This is a genomic window from Ralstonia mannitolilytica (assembly GCF_905397375.1).
GTDB lineage: Bacteria > Pseudomonadota > Gammaproteobacteria > Burkholderiales > Burkholderiaceae > Ralstonia > Ralstonia mannitolilytica.
The window spans coordinates 200,342-214,906 of record NZ_CAJPVG010000004.1 but is presented as its reverse complement, the minus strand read 5'-3'; the positions used below and the strand labels follow the sequence as shown (position 1 = coordinate 214,906).

The window sequence follows — 14,565 nt, the reverse complement described above, 5'->3', positions numbered from 1 at the left end:
ATGGAAAGTCTCGCTCCCCTGATCGCCGCGTCGATCAACGCCGGCACCCCGCTGCTGCTGGCCGCCCTGGGCCTCTTGATGAACGAACGCTCCGGCGTGCTCAACCTCGGCGCCGAAGGGATGATGCTGGTGGCCGCCGTGGTCGGTTTCATGGTCGGCTACCAGACGCAGGTTCCCCTGCTGGGTTTTGCTGCCGGCGCGATTGCCGGCATGGTGATGGCGTCGCTGTTTGCATGGCTGGCGCTGGTGCTCGTCACCAACCAGGTCGCCACGGGCCTCGCCCTGTCGATTTTCGGCACCGGCCTGTCGGCCTTCATGGGCCAGCGCTTTGTCGGCATGTCGCTGCCGGCGCAGGCGCACGGCATCCCCGGGCTGGAGTCGATTCCGTTTGTCGGCCCCGCCCTCTTCGCGCACCACTGGATGGTCTATTTCAGCCTGCTGCTGTGCGGCGCGATTGCGTGGTTCCTGTTCAAGACGCGGGCTGGCCTCACGCTGCGCGCGATCGGCGAATCGCCGGAGTCGGCGCATGCGCTCGGCTATCCGGTGCGCACCGTCCGCTTTGGCGCGCTGTTGTTTGGCGGCGCATGCTGCGGGCTGGCCGGCGCGTACCTGTCGCTGGTCTACACGCCGATGTGGGTCGAGAACATGGTCGCCGGCCGCGGCTGGATTGCCCTCGCGCTGACCACCTTTGCCACCTGGCGCCCGCTGCGCATCCTGTTCGGTGCGCTGCTGTTCGGCGGCGTGACGATCCTGCAATTCCACCTGCAGGGGATGGGCGTGTCGGTGCCGTCGCAGATTCTGTCGATGGCGCCGTTTGCGGCCACCATCGTCGTGCTGGCCATCATCTCGCGCAATCCGGACTGGATTCGCCTGAACATGCCCGCATCCCTTGGCAAGCCGTTCCGCCCCGGGGCTGCCTAAACTGCATGCAGCCTAAGCTTCTGCATTCCGCTTTCATTTGCTTCAACACAGTCAACGAGCCACACAACAGGAGAAATCGATGAACGTCACTCGCAGGATCACGCTGGCCGCCCTGGCCGCCGGCGCTGCCCTGACCCTCTGGGGTTGCGGCAAGTCCAACGACAACGCCGGCGGCAATGCCGCGCCGGCCGCATCGTCGGCCCCCGCCGCTGCCGCACCGGCGCCGGCCAATGAGCCGCTGAAGGTTGCGTTCGTCTACGTCGGCCCGGTGGGCGACGCAGGCTGGACGTACGCCCACGACGCCGGCCGCAAGGAGGTCGAAGCCAAGTTCGGCGACAAGGTCAAGACCAGCTTCGTCGAAAGCGTCCCCGAAAGCGCTGCGGACGCCGAGCGCGTGTTCCGCGATCTCGCCACGCAAGGCAACAAGGTCATCTTCGGCACGAGCTTCGGCTTCATGGAATCGATGCTCAAGGTCGCGAAGGAATTCCCGGACGTGAAGTTCGAGCACGCCACCGGTTTCAAGACCGCCGACAACCTCGGCCAGTACGACGTGCGCACGTATGAAGGCGCGTACCTCGCGGGCGTGGTGGCCGGCAAGATGAGCAAGTCGGGCAAGCTCGGCGTGGTGGGTTCGGTGCCCATCCCCGAGGTGATTCGCAACATCGATTCGTTCACGCTGGGCGCGCGCAGCGTCAACCCGAAGGCCACCACCCGCGTGGTGTGGGTCAACAAGTGGTTTGACCCGGGCAAGGAGCGCGAAGCGGCCACCACGCTCATCGGCCAGGGCGTCGACGTGCTGATGCAGAACACCGACTCCGCCGCCGTCGTGCAAACGGCCCAGGAAAAAGGCGTCTACGCCATCGGCTGGGACAGCGACATGACCAAGTTCGGCGAGAAGGCCCACCTGGCCGCCTCGATGAACAAGTGGGGCGTGTACTACACCAAGGTCGTCGGCGACGTGCTCGAAAACAAGTGGAAGCCGGAAACCGTGTGGTGGGGCCTGAAGGAAGGCGCCATCGACCTGGGCGCCTACAACGCCGTGGTGCCGGAAGACGTGAAGACGCTGATCGAAACCCGCAAGAAGGGCATCATCGACGGCTCGGCACCGATCTGGAAGGGTCCGCTCAAGGACAACACCGGCAAGGAAGTCCTGCCCGCCGACAAGGTCGCCGACGACGGCTTCCTGCACGGCATCAAGTTCTACGTCGAAGGCGTGGAAGGCAAGATTCCGGGTTGAGTTCTACCCGTTGAGGCAAAAAGCCGGCACCTCGCAAGAGGGCCGGCTTTTTTCATGGACGATGGGGCCCCACCTTGAAAGCCCGGCCATGTCCCCAAGCTGATACGATGGTTTGCCGGCCAAACGCCCTCATGTGACGCCGACTTTTCATCAAGGAGCCCACGATGTTCGGACGACTTTTCCGCCTGTGGAGCGTGGTGCGCAACGACGTGCGCCTGCTGTGGTTTGCGCTGCGCCATCCCGACAAGCCGTGGTGGCTCGCGCCGGCTGCGCTGCTGCTGGTGGGGTATGTGGTATCGCCGGTCGACCTGATCCCGGATGTCATCCCGGTAATCGGCTGGGTGGACGACATCGTGCTGGTGCCGTTCGCGCTGCACATGCTGCTGCGCGGCCTGCCCGACCGCGTGCGCGAGGATGCGCGCTTTGCCGCCGCCCGGCGGGTGAAGCCCTCCGGGCGGTAACGTCTCAACTTACGGCAAGAGGATCGTCGAACCGGTCGTCTTGCGAGCTTCCAGATCGCGGTGCGCCTGCGCCGCGTTCTGCAGTTCGTAGCGCTGGTGAATCTCGATCTTCACCTTGCCGCTGCTCACCACATCAAACAACTCAGCCGCCATCGGTTCCAGCAGCTCGCGCCGCGCCGTGTAGGTCATCAGCGTCGGGCGCGTGATCTTGAGCGAGCCCTTCGCGCTCAGCACGCTCAGGTCAACCGGCGGCACGGGGCCCGACGCGTTGCCGTAGGTCACCATCATGCCGCGCGGCGCCAGGCAATCCAGCGAGCCGGCAAACGTGTCCTTGCCGATCCCGTCGTAGACCACCGGCACCCCCTTGCCGCTCGTGATCTCACGCACACGCTCGGTGAAGTTCTCACGCGTATAGACGATGGTGTGATCGCAGCCGTGCGCGCGGGCAAGTTCGGCCTTGGCATCGCTGCCGACGGTGCCGATCACCGTGGCGCCAAGGGCCTTCAGCCACTGGCATGCGATCAGGCCCACGCCGCCTGCGGCTGCATGAAACAGCACCGTATCGCCCGGCTGAACGCGGTAGCTGTCACGAAGCAGGTATTGCGCGGTCATGCCCTGCAGCATCATCGCGGCGCCGGTTTCAAAGTCGATCGCATCCGGCAGCCGCACAAGAATGTCGGCAGGCATCGTGCGCACCGCAGCGTAGGCGCCGGTGGGGCGGCCGGCATAGGCCACGCGGTCGCCGGGCTTGACGTGCGTCACGCCCTCACCGACCGCTTCGACCACCCCGGAGGCTTCCATGCCGATACCGCCCGGCAGCGGCTGCGGATACAGCCCGGTGCGGAAATAGACGTCGATGTAGTTCAGACCGATGGCGTGCTGCTTGATGGTGGCCTCGCCGGGGCCGGGTGCAGGCACGTCGACATCGACGTACTGCATCACTTCCGGACCGCCGGTCTCGAAGATGCGGATGGCTTTCGCTTGTGTCATGCGTGGATCTCCTTCGGGTCGGGCTGCACCACCTGCAGGGCGGACATCACCAGGTCGGCGGTCGCCAGGTTGGTGGCGCAGGGAATGTTGTGCACGTCGCACGCGCGCACGAGCGCGTTGATGTCGGGTTCATGCGGCTGCGGCGTCATCGGGTCGCGCAGGAAGATCACCGCGTCGACACGGCCTTCAGCAAGCTGCGCGCCGATCTGGAGGTCGCCGCCCCACGGGCCGGACAGCATGCGCTGCACGGTCAGGCCGACCTCCTTCTCCAGCCGGCCGCCGGTGGTGCCCGTAGCCAGCAGATCGCATTGCGAGAGAAAGGCCTGATGCGTCTGCGCGAACGCCACCATGTCGTCTTTCTTGTGGTCGTGCGCGATCAGGGCGATGCGGCGGCGTTTCGGGGGGGCGCTCTCGGGCGTCAGGGTCGTCATCGTGGTTGGCTCAGAAGGTGCCAGGGTATGCGCCGCCATCCAGCAGGATGTTCTGCGCGTTCAGGTAGCCGGCGTGCTCGCTGCACAGGAAGGCGCACACGGCGCCAAATTCGGCCGGCTGGCCAAAGCGCCGCGCCGGGTTGCCCTGGCGCTTGCGCTCGTAGTTTTCTTCGGCGCTGATGCCCGCCGCCTTGGCGCCGGCTTCCAGCGTCTTGGCCAGGCGGTCGGTCTCGAACTGGCCCGGCAGCAGGTTGTTGACGGTCACGCCGTGCTTGGCGACCTCGCGCGCCAGCCCCGCCACAAAGCCGGTCAGGCCGGAGCGCGCACCGTTGGACAGGCCCAGCACGTCGATCGGCGCCTTCACCGCACCGCTGGTGATGTTGACGATGCGGCCCCAGCGGCGCTCGATCATCTTGTCGACGGTCGCCTTGATGAGCTCGATGGGCGTGAGCATGTTGGCATTCAGTGCGGCGATCCACGCCTCGCGGTCCCAGTCACGGAAGTTGCCCGGCGGCGGTCCGCCCGCGTTGTTGATGAGGATGTCAGGTGAGCCGCCCAGGCGCTCGCACGCGAGCAGCGCCTCGGCGCGGCCTTCCGGCGTGGTGATGTCGGTGGCCACGGCCTCCACACGCACGCCATGTGCGCTGCGAATGCGGTCCGCCGCAGCCTGCAATGCCTCGGCGCCACGCGCGACGATCACCACGTCCACGCCTTCCGCTGCCAGCGCATCGGCGCAGGCGAAGCCCAATCCCTTGCTCGCGCCGCACACCAGCGCGCGCTTGCCTTTCAAGCCCAGATCCATCCTGCCTGACTCCTCTTGACGTTTATTTCGGCGGACCGCCGGATTGACCACCGCGGCGGGACAGCAGCGCCATGCCCGCGAGTACCAACCCACTGCCGGCGATCTGCCACAACGTGATCGGCTCGCCCAGCAGCCACCAGCCCAGCAGCAGCGTGGACACCGGCCCGATCATGCCCGCCTGCGAGGCCACCGGCGCACCGACGCGCGCCACGGCCATCATCGTGAGCGTGACCGGCGCCACGGTGCAGAACACCGAATTGATGGCCGACAGCCCATACACCTGCCACGGCAGCACCAGCGCATGCACCGGCCGCAGCACCAGAAACTGGACGATGCACGCCACCGTCGAGACGCACATCGCATAGGCCACGAGCCGCATCGAGCCGACGCGCTTGACGAGCTCGCCGCTTGCCAGCAGGTAGACGCCATAGCTGATGGCGCTGGCGAGCACCAGGCCGCCGCCGAGCCACACGTGGCCGCCGCCCAGATCGAGATCGTGCGCGAACACCAGCACGATGCCCGCGTAGGCGAGCGCCAAGGAGGCCCACTGCAAGCCGGTAATGCGCCGCTTGAACACCGTCGCCGTGATCAGCAGCACGAACGACGGCGTCAGGAACAGGATCAGCCGCTCCAGCCCGGCCGTGATGTATTGCAGGCCCAGGAAGTCGAGGAAGCTCGAGAGGTAGTAGCCGATCAGCCCCAGGCCGACGATGCGCCAGCGGTCGGCCGGGGCCAGGGGCGCAGCCCGCCGCGATTGCCACCAGCCCATCGCCATGAACAGCGGCGCGGCCAGCAGCATGCGCAGGGTGATCACCATGACGGCATCCACCTGATACCGGTACATCAGCTTGGCGACGATGGCCTTGGCCGAGAACAGCACGGCGCCCACGGAGGCAAGCAGCAGGCCGCCGGTGTCGGTGGTGCGCGTGGAGGTGGAAGACGCAGAGGACGCGGTGGTCACAGCGGGGAGCGCGGGGCGGGTTGGCGAGCGCGTCGATTGTATTTGAATTCAGCAAATCGTTCCGGGCCGGGTGCAGCCTCCGTGGCACGGCGTTCGCTTGGGCGCGCCCAGGACCGCCGTACAATCGCGCCTGCATTCCGGACTATCACAACGACAACGGATTCCACATCGACATGAGCCAAACCACCTCCCCCGCCCACTCCGGCGGCGCCAGCGGGGCGCCGGATCCGACGCTCTGGAACGAAGACCTCAACCCCACCCCGCCGGCCGCCCGCACCTGGACGGCCGCCAACTACGCCGCCCTGTGGGTATCGATGGTGGTGTCGGTGCCCGCCTACATGCTCGCCTCCGGCCTGATGAGCGAGGGGATGAACTGGTGGCAGGCGGTGCTGACGGTGTTCCTCGGCAACCTGATCGTGCTGGTGCCGATGGTGCTGGTGGGACACGCGGGCACCAAGTACGGCATCCCCTTCCCAGTGCTGGTGCGTGCGTCGTTTGGCGTGCGCGGCGCGCAGTTGCCGGCCATCCTGCGCGCGATCGTGGCGTGCGGCTGGTTCGGCATCCAGACGTGGCTGGGCAGCCAGGCCATCTACACCATCCTGAACGTCATCACCGACAACATGCTGGTGGGCGGCAACATCCCGGGGCTGGGCATCAACCCGGGCCAAGGGTTCTGCTTCCTGCTGTTCTGGGGCCTGCACATCTGGCTGATCACCCGTGGGCTCGAATCGATCAAGCGTTTCCAGGCGCTGGCCACGCCGCTGCTGATCCTGGCTGCGCTGGGGCTGGTGTGGTGGGCGTACACGAATGCGGGCGGCTTCGGGCCGATGCTGTCGGCGCCATCGGCCTTTGCCGACGGCGGCAAGCGCGCGGGCGAGTTCTGGGGCTTCTTCTGGCCTTCGCTGACCGCCATGGTCGGCTACTGGGCCACGCTGGCGCTGAACATCCCCGACTTCACCCGCTTCGCGCGCAGCCAGCGCGACCAGCTCGTCGGGCAGGCCATCGGCCTGCCGGGGCCAATGGGGCTGCTGGCGCTGGTGGCGGTGCTGGTCACCTCGTCCACCGTGGTCATCTACGGCCAGGCCATCTGGGATCCGGTCACGCTGGCCGGCAAGATGACGGGCCCGTCCGTCATCGTCGCACTGCTGGCCTTGATCACCGCCACGCTGATGACGAACATCGCCGCCAACGTGGTCTCGCCGGCATATGACTTCTCGAACCTGGCGCCGCATCGCATCTCGTTCCGCATCGGCGGCTACATCACCGCGGGCATCGGCCTGGCGATGATGCCGTGGAAGATCCTGGAGACGACCAAGGGCTACATCTTCACGTGGCTGGTTGGTTACGGCGCGCTGCTGGGCCCGGTGGCCGGCATCATGATGGTCGACTACTTCCTGGTGCGCCGTACGGTGCTCAAGACCGGCGAGCTGTTCCGCCTGGACGGCCCCTATGGCTACGGCAACGGCTGGAACGGCCGCGCGATTGCAGCGCTGGTCATCGGCGTGCTGCCGAACCTGCCGGGCTTCTTCAAGCAGGCCGGGTTCGTTCCCAGCGTGCCGGCCGTCTTCGAGGCGCTGTACACGTATGCGTGGTTCGTGGGGCTGGCGATCTCCGCCGTGGTGTACGTCATCCTCATGCGCGGCCGCCGATAAACCGTTCGACTCTCCGGGTGGGGCCCGCCGTACAATGCGCCCCATCACCGCATTCCCGTCTTCCCGCCTTGCCATGAAACAAGACCCGCGCTTCCCGAACCTGTTCATCCTCGATCATCCGCTGATCCAGCACAAGCTCACGCACATGCGCGACAAGGACACGTCCACGCGCACGTTCCGCGAGCTGCTGCGCGAGATCACGCTGCTGATGGGCTACGAGATCACACGCAACCTGCCGCTCACCACGCGCCACATCGACACGCCGATGGGCCCGATGGACGCGCCCGTCATCGCCGGCCGCAAGCTGGCCGTGGTGCCGGTGCTGCGCGCGGGCGTGGGCATGAGCGACGGGCTGCTGGAACTGATTCCGTCCGCGCGGGTCGGCCACATCGGTGTGTACCGCGATGAGCAGCATCGTCCGGTGGAGTACCTCGTGCGGCTGCCCGACCTGGAAGAGCGCACGTTCATCCTCTGCGATCCGATGGTCGCGACGGGCTACTCGGCCGCGCACGCCATCGACGTGATGAAGAAGCGTGGCGTGCCGGATGAGAACATCCTGTTCCTCGCCCTCGTGGCCGCCCCCGAAGGAGTGGAGGTCTTCCAGAAGGCGCACCCGGGCGTGAAGCTCTTCGTGGCCTCGCTCGATTCGCACCTGGACGGCAACGCGTACATCATCCCGGGCCTGGGCGACGCGGGCGACCGCCTGTTCGGCACGAAGAACTGATCGCGACAGGTTCTGCGCAAACGAAGACAGCCGGCATTGCCGGCTGTTTGCTTCTGGGCGCGGCAAACGCTCAGCGCTTTTTCGATCCGCCCAGGATGCTGCCCAGCACGCCGCGCACGATCTCGCGCCCGACCGTCGAGCCGATCGTGCGCATGGTCGACTTGGCCAGCGTTTCGACAATTGAATCGCCACGCCCGCTGCGGCCGGTGCCCTTGGTGAGGATCGAACCGACTTCGCCGAGCCAGCCGCCGCCTTCCTGGGCAGGCGCCGTCGGCGCGGGGGCGGGCTCGGGCGCCGAACCTGCCGAGGCGCCGAAGTCCGTGCCAATCGTGCCCGGCGCGGGGGCGACCGCCCCTTTGCCGTCCGGCGCCACGCGGCCCTTGAGCTTTTCGTAGGCGGATTCGCGGTCGATGGCGGTGTCATAGCGGCCGGCCACCAGCGAGTTCGCGAGCAGCGCCTTGCGCTCGTCGTCCGAAATCGGCCCGATGCGCGATGCGGGCGGCACGACAAACGCGCGCTGCGTCACCTCGGGGCGCCCGCCCTCGTCGAGCAGCGAGATCAGCGCCTCGCCCACAGCCAACTCGCTGATCGCCTGTTCGATGCTGAACTCCGGGTTCGCGCGCATCGTGGTGGCCGCGGCCTTGACGGCCTTCTGGTCGCGCGGCGTGAAGGCGCGCAGCGCGTGCTGCACGCGGTTGCCCAGCTGGCCGAGCACCGTGTCCGGCACATCGGCCGGATTCTGCGTGACAAAGTACACGCCCACGCCCTTCGAGCGGATCAGCCGCACGACCTGCTCGACCTTCTGCAGCAGCGACGGCGGCGCATCGTTGAACAGCAGATGCGCCTCGTCAAAGAAGAAGGCGAGCTTCGGCTTGTCGAGGTCGCCGACTTCGGGCAGATGCTCGAACAGCTCGGAAAGCATCCACAGCAGGAACGTGGCGTACAGCCGCGGCGCGTTGAGCAGCTTGTCCGCCGCCAGGATGTTGACCACGCCCTTGCCGCCGATGGTCTGCATCAGGTCGTTGATGTCGAGCATCGGCTCGCCGAAGAACCGGTCGGCGCCCTGCTCTTCCAGCGCGATCAGGTTGCGCTGGATGGCGCCGATGCTCGCCGACGAGATATTGCCGTACTGGTTCGTGTAGTCCGACGCGTGCTCGCCGACGTGCTGGAGCATCGCGCGCAGGTCTTTCAGGTCGAGCAGCGCAAGGCCCGAATCGTCTGCGATCCTGAAGACGAGGTTGAGCACGCCCGTCTGGATGTCGTTGAGCTCGAGCATGCGCGACAGCATCAGCGGGCCCATGTCCGACACCGTGGCGCGCACGGGGTGGCCGCGCTCACCATACACGTCCCACAGCGTGACGGGGCAGGCGGCCCATTGGGGCTCGTCCAGGCCCCGCTCCTGCAGGCGCGCCTTGAGCTTGTCGTTCGACTGGCCGGGCTGGGAAATGCCGGTCAGATCACCTTTGACGTCGGCCATAAACACGGGCACGCCGATGTTCGACAGGCCCTGCGCGATGGTTTGCAGCGTCACCGTCTTGCCGGTGCCGGTGGCGCCGGTGATCAGGCCATGCCGGTTGGCAAGCTGGGGCAGCAGCACCAGTTCGGTCTTGGCGTTCTTGGCAATCAGAATGGGATCGGTCATGGCGTTCAGACGTGGATCAATCGGAGGGTGGCGCACCCGCGTGCCAGACCGGACGGACGGCGCGGCGGTCGGGTTCAGCATGCTAAAATCCGCGACCGATTATAGAGCGTGCAGGTGGCGTCGGACCGCCATCTGCGCGCCAGATTCCACTGCATTCCGCTCGGAGAGTTTCATGGCCGGTCATTCCAAATGGGCCAATATCAAGCATAAAAAAGCCGCTGCCGACGCCAAGCGCGGCAAAGTTTGGACACGCCTGATCAAGGAAATCACCGTGGCGGCCCGCCTGGGCGGAGGCGATGCCGACTCCAACCCCCGCCTGCGCCTGGCCATGGACAAAGCCACCGACGCCAACATGCCCAAGGACAACATCCAGCGCGCCATTCAGCGCGGCGTGGGGGGCCTGGAAGGCGCGAACTACGAAGAAATCCGCTACGAAGGCTACGGCATCAACGGCGCCGCCGTCATCGTCGACTGCATGACCGACAACCGCACGCGCACCGTGGCCGAAGTCCGCCACGCGTTCGACAAGCACGGCGGCAACATGGGCACGCAGGGCTCGGTGGCGTTCCTGTTCGACCACGTCGGCCAGTTCATCTTTGCCCCGGGCACGCCCGAAGACAAGCTGATGGACGCCGCGCTCGAAGCGGGCGCCGACGACGTCGTCACGAATGAAGACGGCTCGCTCGAGGTCATCTGCCCGCCAAACGATTTCGGCAAGGTCAAGACCGCGCTCGAAGCCGCCGGCTTCAAGGCCGAACTGGCCGAGGTCATCATGAAGCCTCAGACCGAAGTCGAGTTCAGCGGCGACGACGCGGTCAAGATGCAGAAGCTGCTCGACGCCCTGGAAAACCTGGACGACGTGCAGGAAGTCTTCACCAACGCGGTCATCGGGGAATAAGCCCCGGACGCGCGCATAACGGCGATCGACCTCACGATCGCCGTTTTTGTTTTTCAGATTTCGAATCGGATTTGCAATCTCAGGTAGGTACAGCATGAAAGTGATGGTCGTCGGTTCGGGCGGACGGGAGCACGCCCTGGCATGGAAGCTGGCACGCTCGCCCAAGGTGCAGGTGGTGTACGTGGCGCCGGGCAACGGCGGCACGGCGCTCGACAAACGCCTGCAGAACCTGCCGATCACGGACCCGGAAGTGCTGGCCGCCTTTGCCGAGCGCGAAGGCATCCACTTCACGGTGGTGGGCCCAGAGGCGCCGCTGGCCGCCGGTATCGTCGACCTCTTCCGCGCCAAGGGCCTGCGCATCTTCGGCCCGACGAAGGCGGCGGCGCAGCTCGAATCGTCGAAGGATTTCGCCAAGGCGTTCATGCAGCGCCACGGTATTCCGACCGCCAAGTACCAGACCTTTAGCGATGCCGCGCAGGCACATGCCTACGTCGACCAGGAAGGCGCCCCCATCGTCATCAAGGCCGACGGCCTGGCTGCGGGCAAGGGCGTGGTCGTGGCCATGACCGCTGAAGAAGCGCACGGCGCCATCGACATGATGCTGGCCGACAACCGCCTGGGCGACGCCGGTGCTCGCGTGGTGATCGAAGAATTCCTCGCCGGCGAAGAGGCGAGCTTCATCGTCGTGTGCGACGGCAAGAACGTGGTGGCGCTGGCCACGAGCCAGGACCACAAGCGCCTGCTCGACGGCGATGCCGGCCCCAATACGGGCGGCATGGGGGCCTACTCTCCCGCGCCAGTCGTTACGCCGACGCTGCACGCCCGTGCGCTGCGCGAGATCATCCTGCCGACCATCCGCGGCATGGAGAAGGACGGCATCCCGTACACCGGTTTCCTCTACGCCGGCCTGATGATCGACGCCGACGGCAACCCGAAGACGCTCGAGTTCAACTGCCGCATGGGCGACCCGGAAACGCAGCCCATCATGGCGCGCATGAAGACCGACCTGTTCGACGTCCTCGACCGCGCCATCGACGGCAAGCTCGACGGCATGGAACTCGACTGGGACCGCCGCACCGCGCTGGGCGTGGTCATGGCCGCCCACGGCTACCCCGACGCCCCGCGCAAGGGCGACGTCATCACCGGCATCCCGAAGGAAACCGAGGACAGCGTCACGTTCCACGCCGGCACCACGCTCAAGGACGGCGAATTGACCACGAGCGGCGGCCGCGTGCTGTGCGTGGTCGGGCTGGCCGACTCCGTCAAGGCAGCGCAGCGTGCCGCCTACAGCGTGGTCGAGCAGATCCGCTTCGACGGCGCCCAGTACCGCACCGACATCGGGCATCGCGCCATTCGCCACTGAGCCCGCCACGCAATCGTCACCCGATGCCGCGCCTCGCACCCCGGGCGCGGCTTCCGTCACCTCGGGTGATCCCCACCCAGCCGTCAGCGGCCCGCCCGCTACAATGGTGACACCCGCATGACTTGGCCGCCCGGGCGGCCCCTTTCCCGACTGATGGATACCCAAGCCGTCCGCGACTACCTGCTGGACCTGCAGGACCGCATCACCACCGCCGCAAGCACGCTCGACGGCGGCACGTTCGCCACCGACGCGTGGGAGAAGCCGCCCACCGAGCGCCTGCGCGGCAACGGCCGCACCCGCATCCTGGAAGGCGGGGCGCTGCTCGAGCGCGGCGGCGTCGGCTTCTCGCACGTGATGGGCGACACGCTGCCGCCGTCCGCCACCGCAAACCGGCCTGAGCTGGCCGGACGCGGTTTCGAGGCGATGGGCGTGTCGCTGGTTTTCCACCCGCGCAACCCATACGTGCCGACCGTGCACATGAACGTGCGCTGCTTCGTCGCCAAGCGACCCGATGCGGAACCCGTCTGGTGGTTCGGGGGCGGCATGGACCTGACGCCCTATTACGGCTTCAAGGAAGACGCCACCCACTTCCACCGCACGTGCCAGAGCGCCCTCACCCCGTTTGGCGAGGACCTCTATCCGCGCTTCAAGCGCTGGTGCGACGACTACTTCTATCTGAAGCACCGCAAGGAAGCACGCGGCATCGGCGGCATTTTCTTCGATGACTTTGCCGAACTCGGTTTCGAGCGCAGCTTCGAGATGATGCGCTCCGTGGGCGATGCCTTCCTGCCCGCCTGGCTCCCCATCGCCGAGCAACGCCGCGCCACGCCTTACGGCGAGCGCGAGCGGGCATTCCAGGCCTATCGCCGCGGCCGCTACGTCGAATTCAACCTCGTGTTCGACCGTGGCACGCTGTTCGGCCTGCAAAGCGGCGGACGGACCGAATCGATCCTGATGTCGATGCCGCCCGTGGCCAACTGGCGCTACGACTGGCAGCCGGAGCCGGGCTCGCCCGAAGCCGCGCTCTACACCGATTTCCTGCCGGCGCGCGACTGGGTATGACGCTTCCCGCCTTCCCCCGCCCGGCGCTTGGGCGTCCTTATCGTCTCGGCCTGCTGGGCGGCACGTTCGATCCGCCACATGTCGGCCACATCGCCCTGGCCGAGCTGTGCATCGCGCGGCTTGATCTCGATGAACTGCTGTGGATTCCGACCGGCGTGTCGTGGCAGAAAGCCGCCGACATCACGCCCGCTCCGCTGCGCCTGGCCATGACCGAGTTGGCCGCCAGGGCGGTGCGCGGCGGGCGCGCCAAGATCCATGCGAGCAGCATGGAAGTCGACCGCCATGGCCCCAGCTACACGATCGATACCGTGCGCGAATTGCGCCGCGTCTACGGCCCCGGCACCTCCATGGCGTGGCTGATGGGCGCCGACCAGCTCGTCGGCCTGGACACCTGGCACGGCTGGCAGGACCTGTTCGAATACGTGCACCTGTGCGTGGCCACACGGCCCGGTTTTGACCTGCAGGCGCTGCACGCGCCGGTGCAACGCGAACTCGACGCACGCCGGGCCGATGCGGCATTGATACAATGCGCACCCGCCGGGCACATGTGGATCGACCAGACCCTGGCCGTCGATCTGTCATCCACGCGCCTGCGCCAGCGGCTCGCCGCGGGCGAACGCTGCGACGCCGACCTGCCCGCCGGGGTGGCCGACCTGATCCAATCGCATTCGCTGTACCGCCGTGCCGACGGCACGGTCAATGCTTGACCGCGTGATTGACCGCTTTCACGCACCTTTTCCCTGACCTTTTCTCGCCCTTAAACGTTCTTCTCAATCAGCATGGATATTCGCAAACTACAACGCGTGATCGTCGACGCGCTCGAAGACGTCAAGGCGCAAGACATCAAGGTCTTCAATACGACGCACCTGACCGAACTGTTCGACCGCACGGTCATCGCCAGCGGCACGTCGAACCGCCAGACCAAGGCCCTCGCCGCCTCCGTGCGTGACGCCGTCAAGGAAGCCGGCGGCCACATCATCGCCGTGGAAGGCGAAGACGTGGGCGAGTGGGTGCTGGTCGACTGCGGCGACGCCGTGGTCCACATCATGCAGCCGCAACTGCGCCAGTACTACAACCTCGAAGAGATCTGGGGTGACAAGCCGGTGCGCATCGAACTTGGTGGCACGGGCAAGCGCGGCCTGCCCAAGGCCAGCGAGGGCTACGACGACGAGGAAGACGAGGCCGAAGAGGTCACGCCGGCCAAGCGCCGCACCACCAAGCCGAAGCTCGCCGGCGAACGCCCGACCAAGGGCGCGGCACCCGCCAAGAAGGCGCCTGCGAAGACGACCGCCAAGAAGCCCGCCACCAAGCGCGCAGCCGGCACCGCCAAGTCCGCCACGAAGACCGCTACCAAGACCGTCGCAAAAACGGCAACCAAGACGGCAGCCAAGCGCGCTCCGGCCAAGCGCGCATCATAATCC

Annotated in this window: 15 protein-coding genes; 10 read left to right on the top strand and 5 right to left on the bottom strand. The window is 66.7% G+C overall.

The annotated features are described in order from the left end of the window. The 3 genes from KHN96_RS10930 (at position 1) to KHN96_RS10920 (ending at position 2,619) form a co-directional block, all read left to right on the top strand. Positions 1-921 carry an ABC transporter permease gene (locus KHN96_RS10930; protein ID WP_062738338.1) on the top strand — a complete coding sequence of 307 codons (921 nt, stop codon included), beginning with the start codon at positions 1-3 and terminating at the stop codon, positions 919-921. 79 nt (positions 922-1,000) lie between these two features. Next, on the top strand, positions 1,001-2,158 hold the full coding sequence (locus tag KHN96_RS10925) for a BMP family ABC transporter substrate-binding protein (protein WP_027680954.1): 1,158 nt from the start codon (positions 1,001-1,003) through the stop codon (positions 2,156-2,158). A gap of 164 nt (positions 2,159-2,322) precedes the next feature. Continuing rightward, positions 2,323-2,619, top strand: coding sequence for a YkvA family protein (locus tag KHN96_RS10920; RefSeq protein ID WP_009241129.1), 297 nt, complete (start codon positions 2,323-2,325; stop codon positions 2,617-2,619). Between the two features lie 9 nt (positions 2,620-2,628). Here the strand turns inward: KHN96_RS10920 and KHN96_RS10915 are convergent, their stop codons facing one another. Genes KHN96_RS10915 through KHN96_RS10900 form a run of 4 tightly spaced genes read right to left on the bottom strand, consistent with a single transcriptional unit; the run spans position 2,629 to position 5,803 of the window. Next, positions 2,629-3,609 carry a quinone oxidoreductase family protein gene (locus KHN96_RS10915; RefSeq protein WP_062738337.1) on the bottom strand — a complete coding sequence of 327 codons (981 nt, stop codon included), beginning with the start codon at positions 3,607-3,609 and terminating at the stop codon, positions 2,629-2,631. Beyond that, positions 3,606-4,040 carry a methylglyoxal synthase gene (locus tag KHN96_RS10910; protein WP_062738336.1) on the bottom strand — a complete coding sequence of 145 codons (435 nt, stop codon included), beginning with the start codon at positions 4,038-4,040 and terminating at the stop codon, positions 3,606-3,608. Before KHN96_RS10910 ends, KHN96_RS10915 begins: the two co-directional genes overlap by 4 nt. A 10-nt stretch (positions 4,041-4,050) precedes the next feature. Beyond that, the gene (locus KHN96_RS10905) at positions 4,051-4,842 is read right to left on the bottom strand and encodes an SDR family oxidoreductase (RefSeq protein ID WP_062738335.1); all 792 of its coding nucleotides are present in this window, start codon (positions 4,840-4,842) and stop codon (positions 4,051-4,053) included. Positions 4,843-4,864: 22 nt separating this feature from the next. Further along, positions 4,865-5,803 carry a DMT family transporter gene (locus KHN96_RS10900; RefSeq protein ID WP_062738334.1) on the bottom strand — a complete coding sequence of 313 codons (939 nt, stop codon included), beginning with the start codon at positions 5,801-5,803 and terminating at the stop codon, positions 4,865-4,867. A gap of 173 nt (positions 5,804-5,976) precedes the next feature. Between KHN96_RS10900 and KHN96_RS10895 the strand changes: the two genes are divergently transcribed. Together KHN96_RS10895 and upp are read left to right on the top strand one after the other, a co-directional pair. After that, positions 5,977-7,455 (top strand): NCS1 family nucleobase:cation symporter-1, encoded by a 1,479-nt coding sequence (locus KHN96_RS10895; protein ID WP_062738388.1) that lies wholly within the window; start codon positions 5,977-5,979, stop codon positions 7,453-7,455. Positions 7,456-7,528: 73 nt separating this feature from the next. Then, positions 7,529-8,179, top strand: coding sequence for a uracil phosphoribosyltransferase (gene upp, locus KHN96_RS10890; RefSeq protein WP_062738333.1), 651 nt, complete (start codon positions 7,529-7,531; stop codon positions 8,177-8,179). 70 nt (positions 8,180-8,249) lie between these two features. On the opposite strand, the gene KHN96_RS10885 is transcribed toward upp, so the two are convergent. Then, the gene (locus KHN96_RS10885; RefSeq protein ID WP_062738332.1) at positions 8,250-9,821 is read right to left on the bottom strand and encodes a helicase HerA-like C-terminal domain-containing protein; all 1,572 of its coding nucleotides are present in this window, start codon (positions 9,819-9,821) and stop codon (positions 8,250-8,252) included. A gap of 172 nt (positions 9,822-9,993) precedes the next feature. Here KHN96_RS10885 and KHN96_RS10880 point away from each other — a divergent pair, with 172 nt between their 5' ends. The 5 genes from KHN96_RS10880 (at position 9,994) to rsfS (ending at position 14,562) form a co-directional block, all read left to right on the top strand. Further along, positions 9,994-10,719, top strand: coding sequence for a YebC/PmpR family DNA-binding transcriptional regulator (locus KHN96_RS10880; protein WP_062738331.1), 726 nt, complete (start codon positions 9,994-9,996; stop codon positions 10,717-10,719). A 94-nt stretch (positions 10,720-10,813) separates the two neighbouring features. Further along, positions 10,814-12,082, top strand: a complete 1,269-nt coding sequence (purD, locus tag KHN96_RS10875) for a phosphoribosylamine--glycine ligase (protein WP_045787302.1) — start codon at positions 10,814-10,816, stop codon at positions 12,080-12,082. Positions 12,083-12,235: 153 nt separating this feature from the next. After that, positions 12,236-13,144, top strand: a complete 909-nt coding sequence (gene hemF, locus KHN96_RS10870; RefSeq protein ID WP_062738330.1) for an oxygen-dependent coproporphyrinogen oxidase — start codon at positions 12,236-12,238, stop codon at positions 13,142-13,144. Beyond that, positions 13,141-13,851 (top strand): nicotinate-nucleotide adenylyltransferase, encoded by a 711-nt coding sequence (locus KHN96_RS10865; protein WP_062738329.1) that lies wholly within the window; start codon positions 13,141-13,143, stop codon positions 13,849-13,851. Before hemF ends, KHN96_RS10865 begins: the two co-directional genes overlap by 4 nt. A gap of 72 nt (positions 13,852-13,923) precedes the next feature. Further along, positions 13,924-14,562 (top strand): ribosome silencing factor, encoded by a 639-nt coding sequence (gene rsfS / locus KHN96_RS10860; RefSeq protein WP_062738328.1) that lies wholly within the window; start codon positions 13,924-13,926, stop codon positions 14,560-14,562. Positions 14,563-14,565 lie beyond the last annotated feature (3 nt).

Coding starts and splice junctions, on each gene's coding strand:
- KHN96_RS10930 (WP_062738338.1), top strand. CDS start 1: ATGGAAAGTCTCGCTCCCCTGATCGCCGCGTCGATCAACGCCGGCACC.
- KHN96_RS10925 (WP_027680954.1), top strand. CDS start 1,001: ATGAACGTCACTCGCAGGATCACGCTGGCCGCCCTGGCCGCCGGCGCT.
- KHN96_RS10920 (WP_009241129.1), top strand. CDS start 2,323: ATGTTCGGACGACTTTTCCGCCTGTGGAGCGTGGTGCGCAACGACGTG.
- KHN96_RS10915 (WP_062738337.1), bottom strand. CDS start 3,609: ATGACACAAGCGAAAGCCATCCGCATCTTCGAGACCGGCGGTCCGGAA.
- KHN96_RS10910 (WP_062738336.1), bottom strand. CDS start 4,040: ATGACGACCCTGACGCCCGAGAGCGCCCCCCCGAAACGCCGCCGCATC.
- KHN96_RS10905 (WP_062738335.1), bottom strand. CDS start 4,842: ATGGATCTGGGCTTGAAAGGCAAGCGCGCGCTGGTGTGCGGCGCGAGC.
- KHN96_RS10895 (WP_062738388.1), top strand. CDS start 5,977: ATGAGCCAAACCACCTCCCCCGCCCACTCCGGCGGCGCCAGCGGGGCG.
- upp (WP_062738333.1), top strand. CDS start 7,529: ATGAAACAAGACCCGCGCTTCCCGAACCTGTTCATCCTCGATCATCCG.
- KHN96_RS10885 (WP_062738332.1), bottom strand. CDS start 9,821: ATGACCGATCCCATTCTGATTGCCAAGAACGCCAAGACCGAACTGGTG.
- KHN96_RS10880 (WP_062738331.1), top strand. CDS start 9,994: ATGGCCGGTCATTCCAAATGGGCCAATATCAAGCATAAAAAAGCCGCT.
- purD (WP_045787302.1), top strand. CDS start 10,814: ATGAAAGTGATGGTCGTCGGTTCGGGCGGACGGGAGCACGCCCTGGCA.
- hemF (WP_062738330.1), top strand. CDS start 12,236: ATGGATACCCAAGCCGTCCGCGACTACCTGCTGGACCTGCAGGACCGC.
- KHN96_RS10865 (WP_062738329.1), top strand. CDS start 13,141: ATGACGCTTCCCGCCTTCCCCCGCCCGGCGCTTGGGCGTCCTTATCGT.
- rsfS (WP_062738328.1), top strand. CDS start 13,924: ATGGATATTCGCAAACTACAACGCGTGATCGTCGACGCGCTCGAAGAC.